This window comes from Micromonospora sp. BL1 (assembly GCF_003667485.1).
Taxonomy (GTDB): domain Bacteria; phylum Actinomycetota; class Actinomycetes; order Mycobacteriales; family Micromonosporaceae; genus Micromonospora; species Micromonospora tulbaghiae.
Map to the genome: position 1 here is coordinate 14576 of NZ_RCVK01000323.1, position 18477 is coordinate 33052.

General features: G+C 66.0%; 18 protein-coding genes and 2 pseudogenes. 9 read left to right on the top strand and 11 right to left on the bottom strand.

Translation table 11 applies throughout. The features are described from left to right. Positions 1–89: 89 nt before the first annotated feature. Positions 90–191 (bottom strand): annotated as a pseudogene (locus tag EAD96_RS31665) (hypothetical protein); the annotation flags it as partial. 802 nt (positions 192–993) lie between these two features. Here EAD96_RS31665 and EAD96_RS24480 point away from each other — a divergent pair. Together EAD96_RS24480 and EAD96_RS24485 are read left to right on the top strand one after the other, a co-directional pair. Further along, positions 994–1290 (top strand): helix-turn-helix domain-containing protein, encoded by a 297-nt coding sequence (locus EAD96_RS24480; RefSeq protein ID WP_121685927.1) that lies wholly within the window; start codon positions 994–996, stop codon positions 1288–1290. 360 nt (positions 1291–1650) lie between these two features. Continuing rightward, a complete protein-coding gene (locus tag EAD96_RS24485; protein WP_013283833.1) occupies positions 1651–1854 on the top strand; it encodes a cold-shock protein in 204 nt (67 codons plus the stop codon). A gap of 206 nt (positions 1855–2060) precedes the next feature. Here EAD96_RS24485 and EAD96_RS24490 read toward each other — a convergent pair whose 3' ends face one another. Then, a complete protein-coding gene (locus tag EAD96_RS24490; protein WP_121685928.1) occupies positions 2061–2429 on the bottom strand; it encodes a nuclear transport factor 2 family protein in 369 nt (122 codons plus the stop codon). A 143-nt stretch (positions 2430–2572) separates the two neighbouring features. On the opposite strand from EAD96_RS24490, the pseudogene EAD96_RS24495 reads away from it, so the two are divergent. After that, positions 2573–3366, top strand: a pseudogene (locus tag EAD96_RS24495) (helix-turn-helix domain-containing protein). 571 nt (positions 3367–3937) lie between these two features. Here the strand turns inward: EAD96_RS24495 and EAD96_RS24500 are convergent. Beyond that, entirely contained in the window at positions 3938–4906 is a 969-nt protein-coding gene (locus tag EAD96_RS24500) for a hypothetical protein (protein WP_121685929.1), read from the bottom strand. Positions 4907–5830: 924 nt separating this feature from the next. Here EAD96_RS24500 and EAD96_RS24505 point away from each other — a divergent pair. Continuing rightward, a complete protein-coding gene (locus tag EAD96_RS24505) occupies positions 5831–6352 on the top strand; it encodes a DUF4268 domain-containing protein (protein WP_121685930.1) in 522 nt (173 codons plus the stop codon). A gap of 59 nt (positions 6353–6411) precedes the next feature. On the opposite strand, the gene EAD96_RS31055 is transcribed toward EAD96_RS24505, so the two are convergent. Beyond that, a complete protein-coding gene (locus tag EAD96_RS31055) occupies positions 6412–6564 on the bottom strand; it encodes a hypothetical protein (protein WP_158614818.1) in 153 nt (50 codons plus the stop codon). A gap of 45 nt (positions 6565–6609) precedes the next feature. Further along, entirely contained in the window at positions 6610–7113 is a 504-nt protein-coding gene (locus tag EAD96_RS24510; protein ID WP_147457928.1) for a DUF6308 family protein, read from the bottom strand. A 161-nt stretch (positions 7114–7274) separates the two neighbouring features. On the opposite strand from EAD96_RS24510, the gene EAD96_RS24515 reads away from it, so the two are divergent. From EAD96_RS24515 to EAD96_RS24535, 5 genes are all read left to right on the top strand, one after another. After that, positions 7275–9014 (top strand): AAA family ATPase, encoded by a 1740-nt coding sequence (locus EAD96_RS24515; protein ID WP_233586156.1) that lies wholly within the window; start codon positions 7275–7277, stop codon positions 9012–9014. A gap of 31 nt (positions 9015–9045) precedes the next feature. Further along, complete coding sequence (locus EAD96_RS24520; protein ID WP_030504494.1) at positions 9046–9501, top strand: hypothetical protein; 456 nt, start codon at positions 9046–9048, stop codon at positions 9499–9501. After that, complete coding sequence (locus EAD96_RS24525; protein WP_011905833.1) at positions 9498–9716, top strand: DUF2997 domain-containing protein; 219 nt, start codon at positions 9498–9500, stop codon at positions 9714–9716. The genes EAD96_RS24520 and EAD96_RS24525 overlap by 4 nt, the downstream gene beginning before the upstream one ends. Positions 9717–9813: 97 nt before the next feature. Beyond that, positions 9814–10557: a helix-hairpin-helix domain-containing protein gene (locus tag EAD96_RS24530; RefSeq protein ID WP_158614819.1), complete on the top strand. Its 744-nt coding sequence runs from the start codon at positions 9814–9816 to the stop codon at positions 10555–10557. After that, positions 10550–11212, top strand: coding sequence for a 4Fe-4S single cluster domain-containing protein (locus EAD96_RS24535; RefSeq protein ID WP_121685933.1), 663 nt, complete (start codon positions 10550–10552; stop codon positions 11210–11212). The genes EAD96_RS24530 and EAD96_RS24535 overlap by 8 nt, the downstream gene beginning before the upstream one ends. A 262-nt stretch (positions 11213–11474) precedes the next feature. Here EAD96_RS24535 and EAD96_RS24540 read toward each other — a convergent pair whose 3' ends face one another. The 6 genes from EAD96_RS24540 to EAD96_RS24565 form a co-directional block, all read right to left on the bottom strand. Beyond that, on the bottom strand, positions 11475–12515 hold the full coding sequence (locus EAD96_RS24540) for a restriction endonuclease (RefSeq protein ID WP_121685934.1): 1041 nt from the start codon (positions 12513–12515) through the stop codon (positions 11475–11477). Between the two features lie 183 nt (positions 12516–12698). Next, positions 12699–13139 (bottom strand): Mov34/MPN/PAD-1 family protein, encoded by a 441-nt coding sequence (locus EAD96_RS24545; RefSeq protein WP_158614821.1) that lies wholly within the window; start codon positions 13137–13139, stop codon positions 12699–12701. Then, positions 13136–14710 (bottom strand): ThiF family adenylyltransferase, encoded by a 1575-nt coding sequence (locus tag EAD96_RS24550; RefSeq protein WP_121685936.1) that lies wholly within the window; start codon positions 14708–14710, stop codon positions 13136–13138. The genes EAD96_RS24545 and EAD96_RS24550 overlap by 4 nt, the downstream gene beginning before the upstream one ends. Beyond that, entirely contained in the window at positions 14707–15723 is a 1017-nt protein-coding gene (locus tag EAD96_RS24555; protein WP_121685937.1) for a nucleotidyltransferase, read from the bottom strand. The genes EAD96_RS24550 and EAD96_RS24555 overlap by 4 nt, the downstream gene beginning before the upstream one ends. A 199-nt stretch (positions 15724–15922) precedes the next feature. Further along, on the bottom strand, positions 15923–17095 hold the full coding sequence (locus EAD96_RS24560; protein ID WP_121685938.1) for an SAVED domain-containing protein: 1173 nt from the start codon (positions 17093–17095) through the stop codon (positions 15923–15925). 79 nt (positions 17096–17174) lie between these two features. Next, on the bottom strand, positions 17175–18461 hold the full coding sequence (locus EAD96_RS24565; protein WP_121685939.1) for an IS256 family transposase: 1287 nt from the start codon (positions 18459–18461) through the stop codon (positions 17175–17177). Positions 18462–18477: the final 16 nt, after the last annotated feature.

An 18477-nucleotide genomic window follows, 5' to 3' on the forward strand; every position in this document is an offset into this window, starting at 1 on the left:
GTCCACCTCCACCGGCGCACCGTCACGCAGCGCGCCACGATCGCGGCGTGCGACAGCAGGCCGTCGATCTCGGTGACGATGGCGGCCGCGACGCCGAGCAGCGGGGTCCACGCCGGGTCCGTGGTGCGGCACGCGAGGACGTCACCCGGCTGGACCCGACCGAATTCGGCGGAACCATTCACCACGCGCACCGCGATGCCGACGAGAACGACGGCGATGGCGAGGAGTGCGCGGGGCCGTACCTGCGGGCGAGGGCCTCCGGAGGGCTGCGTCGTGGGCGGTGGAGGCAACCAACGCGGCCGGCCCGGGTACGTCGTCGAGTGCGGCGGTCTTCATGGGCCGGTAGGTGGCATCGGTGTCGGGTCGTCGTCGCCACGGCTCGCGCACTGCGTGCTCGGTGGGCCAGTCATCCTGATGACTGTCGGCCAGGAAATCTAGGTTGAGACGACTAGACATCTTCCGGGCTGTGGCATACTCTTCTTCGAGTCGAGAGGAAAGATCCGTCAAGACGCAGACGGACCGTCCGGCCGTGAAGACACGACGGGCGGCTCGGGAGGAACATGCACCACCGTTCCTCCCGAGAGGCAGTAAGAGCACGTCACTTCCGGCGTGGCTTACGCCGGTTGCAGGTGGGGCCAAGGTTCTTTCAGGGCTCCAGCTGATGTTCGCCGCACGTGTCGGGGCTGTGAAGTCACGTGGGCTCCGGCGCCGGCAGACCGTACGACAGCAAGGGAAAGAAGTAGCAGAGGAAAGGGAGGGCCGTACACCGTTGGATCGCCCGCCGTCGGCCGTCGATTCAGGCCGGGCGGACACCGCAGTTTCCATCGAACGAGAGGTGGTCTCCGGTCACGCATACGCGATCCTCGCGCCCGAAGCCGTCAATGACGGCTGGTGCGGATACGACAAGCCGACGTTCCGGTCGGTAGATGGTGTTCTGACCCGTAACCCTGGGCCCCGGTGCTTGTGCGCCGGGGCCCTCGACGTGGAGGTGACATGGGGCGAAACCCCGAAGACGTGTTCGGCGATGAGAACTACCCGGCCTACACCATCGGGCAGGCCGCGGAAATGCTCGGCACCACACAGGACTTCCTGCGTCGCCTGGACGAGGCGAAATTGATCAACCCGCACCGCTCCAGCGGCGGGCACCGCCGTTACTCCCGCTACCAGCTGCGCCTGGCCGCCCGGGCCCGCGAAATGGTCGACGGCGGCACCGCCCTGGAGGCCGCCTGCCGGATCATCATCTTGGAAGACCAACTCGAGGAAGCCCTCCGGCAGAACGAGAAGCGGTAACGGGGCCGCGGCGACAGGACTGACCAGCCCAACCCTTCCTGCGAGGTCGTCGACGGGCGATGAGCGGGCCCCCGGAGCGAACGTCTGGGTGCCCGCCTCGGTCCGGAAAGCCCGTCGAGGACGGGGAGGAGTCAAGCTCAATGGCTGGGTTCACCCGCCGCCATCGGGCCGACGGCGGATCATGTGCTACGGTAACTGAGTTGCAGTTTTGATTTCCGTAGACGTTTTCCGGCGCCTGATGGGGCATCTGAAACCCATCCAGGCGCTTTTCGTTTTTCGTGTCGTTTCGGCGCGGGTGATCAACGCGGCGGCGTAAGGGTCCGCACAGTGCGGTCTCTGACAGCCTGCGAAGGAGCAGACATGACTACAGGTACCGTGAAGTGGTTCAACGCCGACAAGGGCTTCGGCTTCATCAGCCCAGACGACGGCGGCGCCGACGTCTTCGCCCACTTCTCCGCGATCTCGGCGAGTGGCTTCCGCAGCCTCGACGAGAATCAGAAGGTGGAGTTCGACATCACGCAGGGCCAGAAGGGCCCGCAGGCGGAGAACATCCGCCCGCTCTGATCCACATTCTCTGAACGGCGGCCCGACTGGTTCAGCGGGCCGCCGTTCGGCGTTTCATGCGCTCACCACGCCATCGCGTAAATCATCTGATCGGCAGAAGGCCGGCCATCTCGGTGTGGAGTCAGCCCAGTGTTGCCCCCGTGTTCTCCTCCCTGGATCGATTCGGACCTCGGGCGCTCGTCTGCCAAGCATCGCCCCGGGGGTCATTACGCCGCTGGGACTCGGTCTAGGAAACCCAGAACCTGGGTCAGCCGTCCGTTGCCGTCGGTTATGGCGACGTCGAAGCCTACGATCATTGCCTCGGCGTCTTCTGGCCCGAGCTCCCAGGTAAAGCGGGCTTGGTTGTGGTGGCCGTCGACTGGTCCGGCCAACCGGAACGTCATGCCGGGGAACTGGCTCTGCACTGCGGCGATCGTCGCGTCGATCGCATCCCGGCCCTCGGCGACGGCCAGCGGGTCGACGTATTGGCCCTCGGGTGCCCACAGGTCGTTGATGTCCCGGCGCCGCCTCGCCGGATCGGTCTCGTTCCAGATCGCGATGTACCGCTCGGTCAGCTCATCGAATATGGTAGCCATGGATCTCTCCTCGTTCGCTGGGAATGGGTTCGGCTTGTCGCCTCTGGAAGAGATGCTCTCCGGCGCCTTGGCGCGCTGTCGATTACGTCGCAGGTAATGGTCTGTGCGCCGGTGCGGTAAATAGGGTCGGTGGCGTGACGACTATGACCATTTCCGGGCGGCCACTCGGGGAGCTGCTGCGCGACTGGCGCCGAACTCGCGGGATGAGTCAGCTCGACCTGTCGATCGAGGCGGGCGTGTCGGCCCGGCATCTGAGCTTCGTAGAGACCGGGCGATCTCGGCCGAGCCCCGAATTGATCCTGCGGCTGGCGGAACAGCTCGACGTGCCGCTGACTGAGCGCAACACGATGCTGCTCGCCGGCGGCTACGCGCCCGCCTACCCCAGCCACGAGCTGAGCGACCCGGAACTGGCTCCGGTACGTGCCGCCGTACGGCAGATCCTCGACGGACACAGCCCGTACCCGCACTGCTCATCAACCAGCACTGGCATCTCGTCGAAGCCAATCCTGCCGTCGCCCTGCTCACCGCCGGTGCCGAGCCCCGCCTCCTAACCCCACCGATCAACGTGCTGCGGCTCAGCCTGCACCCCGACGGCATGGCCCCGCGAATCCTCAATCTGCCTGAGTGGTGCGCCCGCCTGCTCCACCGGCTGCGCCAGCAGGCCGTGGCAACCAACGACCCGGCCCTGTACGAACTGCACGAGGAGCTTCGCGGCTATCCCGGCGGCAACGGCCATGCGGCACCGATCAGCGACGCCGTTTCGCGCGTGGTCATCCCGTTCCGGTACCGCTACAACGACCAGGAGCTGGCCTTCTTCAGCACCACAACCCTCTTCGGCACGCCGCTGGATGTTACCGTCGCCGGGCTGGCCCTCGAGGCCTTCTTCCCTGCCGGCCCGGCGACCACCGAAACGCTCCACGCCCTCGCCAAGGCATGAGCCGGCATGGGCAGTTGACACTTCAACATCACTTCCGCCCGAAGAGAACCGGGGCTTCATTTCGCTAACGCCGCTCGCCGCTGCCTTCTCGATCCGCACGCTCATAGCCGCGGTGATCGCGCACCCAGCCTGTGTGGCATTGCCGTTGGCGAGACAGGCCCACGCAGACGCAGGGCTCGATGATGTGCGCGGTGTGTGCTCTCCAGCGGATACCAACCCGGGTGAGCCGGTGCCAACGCGGGTCACCGCGACCGACCGCCCGTCGCAAACCGGGATTCGTGTGCTCGGGCTACGGTCCTGGGCTGGGCGAACAGGGGTCCGGGTGACGTGGGTGAACGCCTGCCACTCCCTGCCACCCCAGGTGAAGCCCCAGGTCGCTAGACTAGGCCCTCGCGCCCTCGTAGCTCAGGGGATAGAGCATCGGTTTCCTAACCCGACGCTCCGCCTGTGGCCCTAGCGTGATGACCTGCGCTTCCTTGTTTCCTGCCATTGCGTGCCGGTCGCTGCGCGGCCCTGCTGTGATCGCTTGCTGAAGATCAGCTGGAGCATTGTGGATCCCGCGTGTGCAAGCTTATCGCTTCTTGCGGCGCCCCTTCCGTAAGGCCGACTCGGCTTCCTGGCGTCGACGGATGGCAGCCTCGTCGCGCTGAGGAACAATGGCCGCGTCCGAGAGGCGGGGGCGGCGGCCTCTGCTGTCGCGGACTCGGCGTGCGCCAGCCACTCGCCACTGCTGCAGGACGGTGGGCAGGCTTTCGCGGGTACGGAACCACGACACAGCTGCTGCGGTAGAGGGGTCGCTCGCGTCTTCCCACTCGGCCATCTTGTCGGGCTCGAAGAGGAAGTTCGCCGCGAGTTGGAAGTAGAAGTCGTCCTTGGCCTCGGCGAACTTTTTCATCGCCTGCACTTGGCGGATCCGAGGGCAGAACGCCGCGCCGATAAACCATGTGGCGCCGGCCATGACCGCGCCTGAGTCCTCGCCCTCCTCCGGCGTTGGCGCGCAGAGGAGGTCCACGATGCGCTGCTCGGCGTCGTCGAGCTGGATAGGGGCCTCGTCGTGGAGGGCGGTCTCGTACACCTGGCGGGCGTCGTCGGCACCGGTGAGGCGGTGCGTGCGACGCAGCCCGGCCATGTCGAACATCAGGATGCTCTTGCCAACCTGAAGTTCGCTGTCGTGGCCGTACACGGCGGCGGTGCTGTCGAAGCCGGCCAGCACAAGCGTTTCGGCGCGTCGCTGACCCTTGCGCTGTGCGTCGCCCAGCCGGGCGTGGGGCGACGAGACGAACGGGCACACCTGCGCGGCATAGAGCGCGCACACCTCGTGCACCGGCGCCTCGTTGAACGTGGGGGTCTCACCCATGTGCTGCAACTGGTCGTCGAACGTGACTTGCCAGCGCAACTCGTCCCGGAACGGCATGGCGCACACCGCGCACAGGTCGTAGGTGGTAAGAACAAGCTTGCGCTGCTCGGATAAGGCCCCAAAGTCCACTTCGCCCGGTTCCTGCGGAATGACCGCGATGATCGGGTACCCGCGGGGATCCACAGGGAGGTGCGAACAGCGCACGGGCGCCTTTACCTCTGCGGGCCGGGTGCCAACACCTGTTCGGGAGCCAGTGACCACGTTCCCAATCTACGACCCCAGAACATCCATCCTCCCGCGGCCCAACCTGTCGGCTCGATCATCCTTCCACTGGTGGTTGCCCCCGATCTACGGTGTCGCCAGCGTCACCGCCGGTGGTGTTGCAGATTCATTGCCGCCGTCGGCCTGCACGCCATCAGCGCGTTCGGCGCACGGCGCACTGGCCTGCAGCACGCTCGTCGGCTTCGGACTGGTCTCCCCATCGGGACGGTGCTGGCCGACGCATGGCTGGCGTGCTGCTCGGCTACGTGCGCGTCGTCAGGGGTGGTCTCCTTCTGATGCCTGCGGCTTCGCTGGTCCCGCCTCTTGCGGGAGGCGAGGTACGGGGAAGCGGGTTTGCGGCTCTCCTAGCGCTCCGGCGGCCTTGGGCCTGTGACTACTGCGGCACGGGGCGCAATCGGCGGATCGGCTGGCGAGGTTGGCAGCGCCCACCGGGCAGCGGCAGCCGCATTCATCGTGGTACACGGTCTACACGAAGAGGAAGTTCAAGGGCTCCTCCCGCAGGGCGGCGGGGCTCCGGTCTTGGCCAGGCTCGAAGTTGACGAACCCACGGATGACATCTACTGCGAGTTTGCCCTCGGTGGTCGCGCCTGGATACAGGCGAAGCACGAGCTGAGCGTGGGAGCCGATGGAAAGGGCCTCAGTGAGCGTTTGAGAACTGGAGTGGGGTTCGGCGGCGTGTCGTGTTGAACGTGGGTGAAGGCCCTCGGTAGGTCCGGTGGTGTCGAGCCAACCGTTTCGTGCCGAGGGCCTTCTGATGACCCCGATTGCTGACCGGCGGTCTGTGTCGCCTCGCCGTTGTCCGCCGCAGCGGATGCGGAGCTTCCCATGTTCGAACCGACCCGGTCCGCTGAATTGATTCCGGCTTTGGTGCGCTGGTCACCGTTCGAGCCGTTGGCCAAGCAGCGGGGCTGGACGAACGCGTCGGCGCCGGGGCAGAACTGGTGGACCATGCCGACTGGATCAACGGACGCGACCTGGGGCGTGTCCTACGCGCTGTTCGGGTGCCGATCGGAGTTGTTTTTCGGCCATCCTGATCCGGCGGTCAATCTGGCCCGGTGGCAGGTGCTCAGCGACCGCAAGGCCGAAATCATGGGGGCTTTCGGCGGTGAGCTGATCTTCGATGACCTGCCGAACAACAAGGGGCGCCGCATCGAAGCCCGGCTGATCGGCCCAAAGATCGGTGATCAGCGGAACTGGCCTGAGGTCATCGATTGGATGATCGACAGCCAAGAGCGTCTTCGGCAAGCGGTGGCGGCGGTCGGCGGGGTCCCGGGCATGGTCGCTCCTACTGCCACCGCGGGGGACTCCGATGCGACCGCCGTGACGGCAGAAGACGCGCGAATCTGAGGTCTCCACCAGGTTCGCAGACGGTTTGGGGGATCTCCCTGTAGTTCCACGAGACATGGTTACTGCGGACGTGTCATCGCCATCCACAGGAGGATGTCGTAGAGCCTCAGCCGTGGGAGGGGCACGCCCTGCTCGCGAGCAGCGATCTTGTCGAACTCGTCTGCGAGGACTGTGAAGTCCTCTGCGTGGGCGTGGATCTCGTCGTAGATCAATTGCCAGAGCGTGCAGTGTGCAGCTCGGGCAGCTGTCGCGATCGGCTATACCGTCTTGTTGTCGAGGAGAGGGACCAGCCGCGGGCGCTTATGGTGCAAGGCCTTGTGTACGCGGGCTATGTCCAATCCGGGTGTTGCCATCCCTTGTCGCCAGGCCTCTCGGAGATGCCAGCCCGCGCTTCCCTGGGGTGGGTCATCGCCTAGCTCTGGCCGGTTCAACAAGAGGAAGTCCGGTTGCTGGTTGTGCGCGGCGTCGAGGTAATTGGCGGCTCGATCGGCAAAGCTGCGTAGGGCGGCGATGGCGGGCACGTCGAGACGGGCATTGAGCCCGGCGGTGACGAGGAGGTCAAGGTCGCTGAACAGAGGGCCGGGCGATGCCGGCACGCAGTCGTAGGTGCGGTAGGCGTAGGCGGGGACCTTGTGCGTGGTGAAGGCATCCGGGAACCGCGTACCTGGAGTAAGGGATCGGGTGTCCAGCGCATAGCTCCGGATGGTGTCGAGCGCTTCAGCCTGCGGGTAGATGACCGCGCCGCCTGCCAGTGTGAACACCAAGGCCACCTTCCGGCTCGCCAACGTCAACAGTGATGGGCTGATGGTGACAGAGGTTTCAGCGCACCCCAAGTCCGCGCTGGCCATTTCCGCCAGCCCAGTGGGTGGGCAGGGCGCTGATAGATGGCATTTCACATGATCTTCAGTCTGTGTGAGGATTAATGCCGATTTCCCTGGATCCGGCCCTGCCTGTGGCCTGCTACAGTCGGCCGGCCTGGTGGCGGTCGGAGGGGGAGACGGCGATGACGAGGCCTTTCCGCGAGGCATTGTCGCAACTGCTCAAAGCGCGCTTCCCGATCCTCTACGTAGAGTCGTACGAAGAGCATCGGGTGGTCGCGGAGGTGACGGCCGTAGCCCGCGATGCGGCCCTGGTTCGTACTCCCAGGGCCGTCTGGACCTGGTCCGCGACAGAAGGACTGGTTCAGCCGGACGGTACCCCGAGGAAGGGCACGACGGACCCGGAGGATGCGCTCAACGCCGTGCTTCGGATCGACGAGCCCAGCGTGCTCATGTTCAGGGACCTACACGCGGCGCACGGGGGTGGCGACAGGCCTGGGAGCCCGGGTGTGGTTCGGCGGTTGCGGGATGTGGCGGCGGCCTTCAAGTCCGGCCCGGTCGCGCGGGCCTTGGTGCTTATCTCTCCCGTGCTGCGGATTCCGGTGGAGCTGGAAAAGGACGTCACGATCGTCGACTTTCCGCTGCCCAGTGAGCACGAGATCCGCATGGTGCTTGAAGGGATGATCGCGGCCAACTCCGCCAGCGGCCGGATCCGCATCGGCCTGGATGAGGTGGGGAGGGAGCGGTTGGCGAAGGCAGCTCTCGGCCTCACGCTGCAGGAGGCGGAGAATGCCTTCGCTCGTGCGATGGTCAACGACGGTGTGCTCGACCTTGACGACATCGCGGTGGTGCACGAGGAGAAGCGGCAGACGGTACGCAAGTCGGGACTGCTCGAGTTCGTCGATGTCGATGCCGACCTGGCCGACGTCGGTGGTCTGGAAAATCTGAAGCGGTGGCTGGCCAAAAGGGATAGTTCCTGGTTGGCGGAGGCGGCGGAGTACGGGCTTCCCGCGCCGCGCGGTGTGCTGATCACTGGCGTGCCCGGCTGCGGCAAGTCGCTCACCGCAAAGGCCGTCGCCGCTAGCTGGGGCTTGCCGCTGCTGCGCTTCGACATCGGTCGGGTCTTCTCCGGACTGGTCGGATCCAGCGAGCAGAACGTGCGCAACGCTATCCGCACCGCCGAGGCCACCTCACCGTGCGTTCTCTGGGTCGATGAGATCGAGAAGGGTTTCGCCAGCGGCGGCGCCGCTGGTGACTCGGGAACGTCATCTCGCGTGTTCGGCACCTTCCTCACCTGGCTGCAGGAGAAGACGGAGCCCGTCTTCGTCATCGCGACCGCGAACAACATTGAAAGCCTCCCGCCTGAGATGCTGCGTAAGGGGCGCTTCGATGAGATCTTCTTCGTCGATCTCCCGACCATCGCGGAGCGCGCGTCGATCTGGGCCGTGCACATCGCAAAGCGGATGACGCATCCTGCTGTCGCCAGAGACCTCACCGTCGACGACGCACTGCTGAAGGAGCTCTCGGGGCTGAGTGAGGGCTATTCGGGAGCCGAGCTCGAGCAGGCGGTCATCGCCGGCCTTTTCGACGCCTTCTCGGAAAGACGCCCGTTGCGCAAGGACGATCTAATCCACGGCGTGGTCAACATGGTGCCGCTCAGCGTGACCCAGGCGGAGCGGATCAGCGCCATCCGCGCCTGGGCGAATATGCGTGCTGTGGCGGCCACGGCTGCGGAAGACTGGGACCTTCCTGGCCGTTCCGGGACCACCATTGCGTCCACGGCTCCTACCCAACCCGGCGATGCACCACCCCCTCACAGTGGTGGAAGATCGGTCGAGTTTTGATGTCGACGACAGGACCGAGGGGAGTGCCACGTTGAGCGTCTCACTGATACTGGTGCCGCTGGCCGTGGCCACGGTCGCCGCCGTGCGCGGCGCCACCGCCAGCCGCGACGAGCGTGGCCGCGTCATCTGCCAGGTGCAGACGCGGATGCGGGATGAGACGTTGCTCTCGGCGGCGCTGCGCGAAACCAACGCCGTGGTCACCGCCGACCATCAGGAGATCGTGGCGTCCTGGGGCCGCGTACAGGCGACTTTCCAGCGCGGGCCGGACGCGGTGTGGTCTGCGCACCTCACGGGTGACGTCGACGAGCAAGGAGCCGTCGACATCGTTCGGGCCATCGACGCCGAGTACGGGCGGCAGGTGCAGCGTGCGGTGCTCGAGCGGCTGCGGGAACGCGCACCGGCCGCCGGACTTCGGCTCGAGTCGGAGACCGTCGCCGAGGATGCGAGCGTACGGATGGTGTTCGCTGTCGAGGGACGGCCGTCATGACGGAGAAGCCACAAATCCTGCTGACCGTGACGAGCGCGGGCATCGTGAGCGCCGAGACCAAGGGCCTGGCGGGAAGCGGCTGCCTCGACTACATCACGATCCTGGAAGATCTACTCGACGCACACACCATTGAAAGTGCCTACACCGCCGACTACACCAGAACGAACGTGAACACGCAGAACCTCCAGGAAGAGCGCAATGTCGAACGTGCCTAACGGGCCCTGGACACCTCCACTGCCTCCCGCCAACCCGGGCGCGAGCCTGCAATGGCGGATCCAGCACAGCTGGTGGCTCCTGCTCCCAATTTTCGGCATGGGCTGCCTCGCCGGAGCAGGCTTCCTCTACGTCGGGCTTCGCGCCCGACGGCCGGACTGGTGGATCCCCGGCATCGCCTACACCGTCATCGGTGCAGGCACCATCCCCTTCTTCGACGACCCAGGCAAGACGACCACCGTGGGCGGCTGGGCTGCCGGCACGCTCTTGGCCATCTGGGCGGCGAGCATCTTGCACGCCTGCCTCATCAACTCGGCGTGGCTGCGCTGGCGGGCAACCCACACTCCCTGGTACGCGCAGCCAACCGCACCACCGCCGATCTGGACCGGCAGCCCCTACCCCCCGGCGCCCCCCGGGCCATCGCGCTACACGCCGACATCCCCGCCACCGTCGGTCGCCAACATCATGCCGAACCCGGCCACCTACTACGGGGCTGGGCCAGCAGCAGTACCAGCGCCTCCGCAGCAGTCGTACGGCACGCCGCCGCAGCCCTTCACGGTCTCGCCAGCCACGGCCGGAGGCCCGGCGGCCATCGATGTCAACACGGCCACCTTCGAGCAGCTCGCTGCGCTCCCGCACCTCCACACAGACCGCGTGCACCGGGTGATCGCCGAGCGGCAGGCACGCCGCGGGTTCGGCAGCGTAGAGGAGATCGCCGCAGTGGCGAATCTTGCACCGCACGAGTTCGCCCATCTCCGGAACCTGCTGACCTGCACACCTCCGCAGTGGCGGCAGCCTGGCCAGGCGCCGCCACCACCCCACGGCCGTGTGCTCGATGTCTGATGACGAACTCGCTCCTCGACCTACCATCAACTCGGCGGTGGTGTCAGTAGCGAGGTTCCTTGGTTCAACTCACGCGGAGGGACCGGGCGAGCGCACCGCGGTCTGGGTGCAGGGCTGCGCCATCCGGTGCCCCGGCTGCTTCAACCCGCACATGTGGAGCTTCCGAGGCGGGGAACAGGTAGCAACAGACGACCTGGTGACCCGCATCCTCGACTCGGGCACCGCCGGGCTGACGCTGCTCGGCGGGGAACCCTTCGATCAAGCCGCCGCATTGTCCAAGGTCACTCGCGCGGTACGGAGCGCTGGCCGATCGGTCATGACCTTCACCGGATACACCGAGGCGCAGCTGCGGCAGGCCATCGAGGCGGGCCGCGCCGATGTTGCCGCGCTGCTCGGCGAGACGGACCTGCTCGTTGCTGGACCGTTCCTCAACGACCGGATCGACCCCGTTCGGCCCTGGGTCGGCTCGACGAACCAGGAGTTCGTCGTGCTGAGCGACCGCTTCCCGCATCTACTCGACCATCTGCGACGCACGCCCGACCGCGTCGAGATAAACATCGACACCTCCGGCCAGATCGCGATCAACGGGTGGGCGGAGCTGGAGTTGCTGGACGAGCTGCTCGCGCCAGTGGCCCGACCCCTACGCAACCGGTGACTCCCGGCAGTGTCTCCTGCGAATTGCATCGCAGCGTGGGTTACAGGGTGACTTGGCGGGCAGTCGTCCTCGGCCACAGGGCGGCGAGGACGATCCAGACCGCATAATCGCGAACGTCCTCACCAGGCATGCGGTTGACCGCGATGAAGACCGCTTGCTCCGCGTCAAGCCACGGCAGCTCGACGCCGACGCAGGCGATGCTGCCCAGTGTTGGCCGGAACAGGTGCGAGTTAACAGCAGCCCGCGACCGGACGGAGGGAAATTAACCCCGACGCCAGTCGGCCGCATCGTAGACGAGCCTGTAGACCTGAACATCCTGTCTAGCTGCGTACACGATTGTGATATCGGAGAGTAGTTGCTTATAAGTCGCACGCCGAGCCCGATATTTTTCCGGATCATCTGCCATCCAGCGTTCAATGCTGTCCGGAAGACTAAAGCGGAACTGAACCCGTGGGTCCACCGACTCAATTAACCAGCTTCCTGCAGTATCGGTCTCGCCCACATGTCGGAGCCTGACCCGCATGACTGGTCGCTGAGCCAAGGCATCGAGCGTCGCAGCCATATCGGTTACCAGCAAAGGCAGAATCAGCGGGGCGGCAGGGAAGCCGAGCAGCATTCGAGCTTTCCAGTCGTCGACTATGTATGCTGCGAACTCATCGACTATCCCGCCAAGAATCTCACCAGTAAGGCCCCCACTCGCAAGTTCGCCCGTGGCCTGACCGTCTGTGCCGAGTAGCCTTCGAAGCTCATTGCGTACCCAGCCCGTAGGAAAGCCGTCGCTCCCCCATGCTTCTACTAGACGCCGGGCCAAGTCGCGAATGGCCTTACTGAGGTCCTTGAATGTCGACGTCGAGAGATCGACGAGAACGATTTGATGGGCCTGTGCGTATTCTTGCGCGTCGCGGGTGAAACCCGAAGTGGAGAACATTGAGTAAAGATAGTGGTACCGCTGCTGGGGCAAGCTGGGGCGAGCTTGAGAAGCCCAGTTCTGATTTACATCGTGGATTACCCCGTGAGCGTTTCGGACCTCTCCCAGCCCGATAGCCCCAGATTTATGGCACTTAGCCTCTACAAACATGCGAAGCGGTAGCGAGAACGGTGGTACGTAGATTAGCTCACCGAGCACGTCGGCCTGATGTTCAGCGCCTCGGCCACGGACCCGTAGTCCATTTGGACCCGCTACCAACTCGTCAGGGTCATCGCTCGCTTGGGTCAGCAACTTGTAGCCACTACTTAAGAGCATCCACGCAATGATCTCTTCCAGCACATACCCGGCAAGTTGACCTGCCCCTATGCGAGCCATGCGCCATATTAAGACAGTGTGCGGTAAGCCGAACCCCCAGCGCTCCCGCCGCCCGCCCGGAACTCCTCTTGGAGCCGCTCACCGCGGTGAGCGTGCGCCTCTGCGCCGAGCAGTGATGCGCTGATCCGAGACGGGGTTTAGCACGTATCAACATGCTAACCACGATCTGGCGTGGGGAAAGCTTCAGGCAGTAACCTCGAGGACCGTCTGTGACCTGCCACGACGAGCCGCTCGTATGTCGAGGACGCCGCCGGAGCTGTGCACGATGAGCAGCAGCGGCTGGGGGTAGGCGCGGGAGGCGCTGCGGATGGATTTGAGGTCCTGCGCGCTTGCCTCACAGGGCGCCGGATGGCTGTGCCAGTCGCCGACATAACCCAACCAGGGGTGCCCGAGAGTGGCGATCGCCCGGTCGAGGGCCTGCTGGGCAAGGTTCTCGCGCCGGATCCACGAGGTGCCGGAGGCGGCCGGATCCACTACCTCAACGGCAGAACGGACGATCACCCTGTCGCTGTCCCACCACCCAAGAAGTAGACCGCCGGCCTCCAACGGTGCGGCACGTCCGGCCGCTTCGCTAATGGTCTGACGAGCGTCGGAGTGAATCACCACTGGAACAGGGCCGGTCACAATGCCACCGGGACGGAAACGGCATCCGATGTGAGCAGACCGAGCCGGTCGAAGGGCGGATCAGGCTGGGGCCGGCGCACGTCGGCCATAGTCGCCGGCAGGGCGCTTTGGTGGGTCGCCTCGTCAATGATCATCCGGCAGGCGAGTTCGGCGGCGGCGATGACCGCCGCTGGTGGCGTCCGCGAGACAGGTTCACCGCACCCGGCCTCCCGTGCTTCTGGGGGGACTGGTTCGCTGGGCAGGGCCGGTAGGTGTTGTTCTGCCCGACGCAGGGGGAAGCGGTCAGCCCTGATGATGTCGCCCTCGCGCTGTACACAGGCGGAGATGACCGTGTGACCGGTCCAGGCGCCGACGATGTCAGCGGCCGTCGCGAGCAGGCTGCTGGCACCGGCGTGGGCGGTGGCGTCGAGCACCACGTTGTGGGTCTTGACCAGTTCGACGGCGTCGCCCAACTGGGTGATGTCGCGGTTCCGCCGCTCCACCTCGCCGACGTCGAACCCCGTGGCCGCCAGCCGGTCCATGACCGCGGTGACCTTGTATTTCCCGACGTCGTTACTGCCGGCGAGGTGACGTACGACGTTGCCGGGACGCAGACGCTCACCGTCGATCAGGGTGAGACGGCGGACGCCGGAGCGGAACAGGATGTCGGCGGCGAAAGACCCGAGCGCGCCAGCACCGACCACGGCGATCCGGACATCAGCCAGTTCCACTGCGGTGTTACCCGCGCGTATCGACCGCGTGGCCAGGCTGGTGTCGGCGCTTTCGCAGGCTGTTATCGACGGAACGGGGCCGCGGCGCCGTACGGCAACAGCTAGGGCGGCGCGGTGGCCGTTTCGGGAGTACCGCAGCAGGAGGTAGCCGACGGCGCCGAGCGCGATCAGACGACTGACTTCATCGGCGCGTCCAAGAGTCTGCGCGAGATCGGCCCATCCCCGAGGTGGGGAGCTGACCTCCCCCAGATCATCGACCCACGCGAGTCCACGGTCCTTCGGATGTAGCTGCTGAGGTCCCCGCGGCGCGATGACTCCCGGCCGCCGGTTGCCGGTCACCTCGATGGTGCGCGGTGTGGGCCCCGGTGCCGTCTTGTAGAGCCCGACTTTTCCGGTGAGCACGTCGGCGTTGTAAAGCACGAAAGTGTCGGCGTCCTGCTCCAGGTACCGTTCGAGGTCGCAGGCATCGTCGTCCGGCCAGCTCACGGCCGTCTGCTCCAGCCAGTTTCGCACCCGATCCAGTAATACCTGGGGTTCTCGCCATGGCGCGGCGTCGACCGGATGGGCGCTGCCGTCCCAGAGGCAAAGGTTGCCGTGAAGCCCCGGCAGGGCGGGCCGGTCGATGTGGAAGGTCAGCTCCATCGTTGTTCCGGGATCGAGCACCCGAACCGCCGGCGCGGCGAACGGAAACCGATCGGTCAGCTCCACCTCGATGCGGGCATGGACGAGGCCGTGGACCGGGTGCTGCCACGCCAGGTCGCCGCGTAGCCGATGCCCGTCGTCGCCGAAGCCCAGTTCCCCGAGGCGCGCACGCCAGGAGTCGGCTTCGGCGACGAGGTCGCTCTGCCAGGAACTGCTCATGCGTAACGGCCGCTCCCGGCCGGAACGGTGGCCGCACCCCGGGTCACCGCCGATGCCTGCTTCCGGGTGCCATCGGCGTTGCAGTACTCCGGCAGCGGGAAGACGTACTCCTCGGTCGTGGTGTTCTTGGTCGTGCCGAACAGCTCACGCCACATCACCGCGGCCGGGCAGTCCTCCGCGTCCAGGGCGTCTTCGGCCAACGTCGCCGCCTCGGCGATCCGCTCGGCCGCGGCAGCCAACTGCTCTGCCGTGGCCTTGGTCTTGATCTTCTTGCCGTCCAGCGTCGGGTCGTCGAGGCCCTCGTCGGCGACGTCCACGAGCAGGTCGGCGATCTCGCGGAGCACGACGGTCAGGTACCTGGCGTACGTCGTCTCGTCCGGCTTGGCGTTGCTGAACGCGTGATACGTGAGAACCTCGAAGAAGTAGCCGCCGGGCTGGTCATCGACCCAGACCCGGCGGATCTGACGGACGAGCTTGACCACGGGAACGTAGACCCCGCTTCCGGGATCGTCGTCGTAAAGCAGGTAGTCCTTGTTCGCCTGCGTCGTCAGCTCGGCCATCTTGGTGGGGTTGGTCTCGACCCACCGGGCATTCCCGTCGTCCTCGATCTTCTCCGGGATCTCCCAGTGATCCCCGCACGGCCGGGCGATGACCACATCGACGGACAGATCGTAGTCCGGGAAGTCCACCATCACGGACCGGTGCTGGCGCGTGACCCGGCCGGGGAACGCCGCCTCCAGAACAGCCTCGACGTGGTCGAGGATCTTGCCGGGGCGCAGGTCTTTACCGGCCTTGCTCAACCGGGTGAACACATCGACGTCCTTGACCCGGCGAATCGACACGTGCCGGCCGTAGGAGCCGATCAGCAACGGATCGACCCCGAGCTTCACCAGGAGGTCGTCCGCCTCCAACGCCGCCGTGACCTCGGCATGCGCCGACTGGGCGTTCTTGGCATCCTCGGTGGGCTCGATGTTGCTCAGTGCCGTCTTGAAGTGGGTGGCCAGCGTGGCCATGTGCTCTCCGTTCCCTGGCAGGTGCGCCTGGTACGGCCGCCGAGGGGGTGAGGTCACGGCCAGTTTCTACGACGCTGTGGACGGCGCCCGCATTCCCGAAAGAGCCGAGCACCGACGAGACGGTACGGCGCGGGTACGACAACCTCGCCCCACCAGCAGGACCGGCCGCCAGCCTTGGGCGTACCGGCGGAACGCCACGTCAGCCGTTCGGGGGAGCAGGGAACGGCTCGTACACGTTCGCAACAGGGTTGAAGGTGTACGCCGTCCACTGCCCGGGGGTGGGCGCAGCCAGCCGGGCACCGAGCGCCACAGCGATCGCCACAGGGCCGCTCAGAAAGATCGCGTGGCGGCCCGTCCGCGCCTCGGCCGGCAACGGCGCGGCATCCCACGCGTCGCACGTCTGCGAGATGACTCCGTTAAACGTTTTCATGTCCTGCTTCAGCAGCCGGTTCTCGTTGCGAAGCAGCAGCAGCCACCCGATGCCGCGCTCACGGCACGCCTTCACCACCGCGTCCCGGAACTGATCCCCGCGACTCTGCAGATCGAGCGCGAGCGCCACCTTCGTCATGTCGCCGCCATCGACCGCCTCCAGCCGCTCCACCGTCAGCGGGGCGGCTTTCACGTCCACCGCCCGCAGCGACGTCGCCGCGAAGAACGCCGGAGACCCCGTGTCCTGCCGAAGCTCATGCACGGCGACATGCTGTGCGTGCGTGTACCCCAGCCGCGCGCCCAACCAGAACGCCACGTGCAGCGGCATCGTGGGGATCACATTGACGTGGGCTGCGTCGGGAGCGAGCCGCTCCGCGATCGTCGTGGCCCGTAGCGTCTCCTCCGCCAGCAGATCAACCAGTTCACGATCACGAACGGGATCACCCGACAACTCGATCTCCGCCTTCAGCGTCACCGCCGCTGAACCCTGGCTGAACCGCTCCGCCTGTTGATTCCGCTGCTCGGCACGGGCCCGACCGCGATGGACATCCACTGCGTTCACGATGATCCCCACCCGCAGCCCCATCCGAGCCCGGTGTCGCAGCCAGAAGCCGACCGCCAGGACGATCAAACCCACGACGACGGCAACTACGAACCCCAGCCGGCCCGGCTTCTCACCGGTCATCAGCGACTTGCCCGCCTCCGTCAAAAACGTTCCGGCGACCAGGCCCCCCACCGCGATGACCGCCGACCCATCGGCCACCAACGCACGCAAGCCCTGCGCACTGACGGGCTGCTCGCCCGCGCCCACCACCGTCAAACGCGGTGTATCGGAACGCTCCACGGTTGTCACGAGGCCACCACCGTCACGAAGAGAAGGGCCGGTCCAGGATTTGACCGACGCGTCGGACCAAATCCGGCGGTGCCCCGAAGCGTAGGACATGGGCACTCCCTCGTTCGACCTGCGCACTGTCCACGAGGGACGAGGGCTGTCTCGCTAACGGTGTTTCCGGCGATCTTGGTTAGTAGGTTTCAGCGGCTGGGAAGCGGTCGCTGAAGGTGATGGCGAAGGCGTTCAGGGCGGGTTTCCAGCGCATCATCCATCGGGTTCTGCCTGTGCCGGTGGGGTCCAACGATCGGGTCACCAGGTACAGACACTTCAACGCGGCCAGCTCGTCCGGGAAGTGGCCGCGGGCCTTCACGGCCCGCCGGTAGCGGGCGTTCAACGACTCGATCGCGTTCGTGGAACAGATGACGGTGCGGATCTCCAGGTCGTAGTCGAGGAACGGGATGAACTCCGCCCACGCGTTGTCCCACAGCCGGATCACCGCCGGATACCGGCCGCCCCACTTGTCGGCCAGGTCGTCGAACGCCGCCCGGGCGGCGTCGGCGTTGACGGCGGTGTAGATCGGCTTGATGTCCCGCTTGATCTCGTCCCAGTACTTGCGCGAGGTGAGCCGGAACGTGTTACGGATCAGGTGGATGACGCAGGTATGCACCACGGTCCGGGGCCACACGTTCGTGACGACCTCCGGCAGGCCTTTCAGACCGTCGCAGACGAGGAAGAACACGTCCTTCACGCCGCGGTTACGCAGGTCGGTCAGTACGCTCATCCAGAACTTCGCGCCCTCACCACCCGAGCCGGCCCACAAGCCGAGGACATCCTTCTCGCCGTCGAGAGTGACACCGATCGCGGCGTAGAACGGCCGGTTCGCCACCTGCCCGTCACGGACCTTGACCACGATCGCGTCGATGAACACTGCCGCGTAGATCTCATCCAACGGGCGATGCGACCAGTCGGTCATCTCCTCGATCACCTTGTCGGTGATCCGCGAGATCGTCTCCTTGCTGACCGAAGCGCCGTAGATCTCGGCGAAGTGCGCGCTGATCCCCCCGGTCGTCAAACCCTTGGCATACAGCGACAAAACGACCTCGTCGACCCCCGACAGGCGCCGCTGCCGCTTGCGGACGATCTGAGGCTCGAACGTGCCTGCCCTGTCCCGCGGCACGTCGATCTGCACCGGTCCGCTGGCCTCGGTCAGGACCGTCTTCGACCGGCTGCCGTTGCGGACGTTGCCCGACCCGGCACCGGCATGCTCATGCTTCTCATAGCCGAGATGATCGGTCATCTCCTCGTTCAGCGCGGTCTCCAGGACCGTCTTGGTCAACTGCTTGAGCAGCCCGTCCGGGCCGGTCAACGACAGGCCCTGTTCCTTCGCGGCCCGGACCAGCTCTGCGGCGGCCTTCGCCTCCGCCGACAGCTCGGGCCGCTTCTTCCGTCCGGTCTGGTCGTTCAGTGTCGCGGTCATCACGGCACCCTCCTCA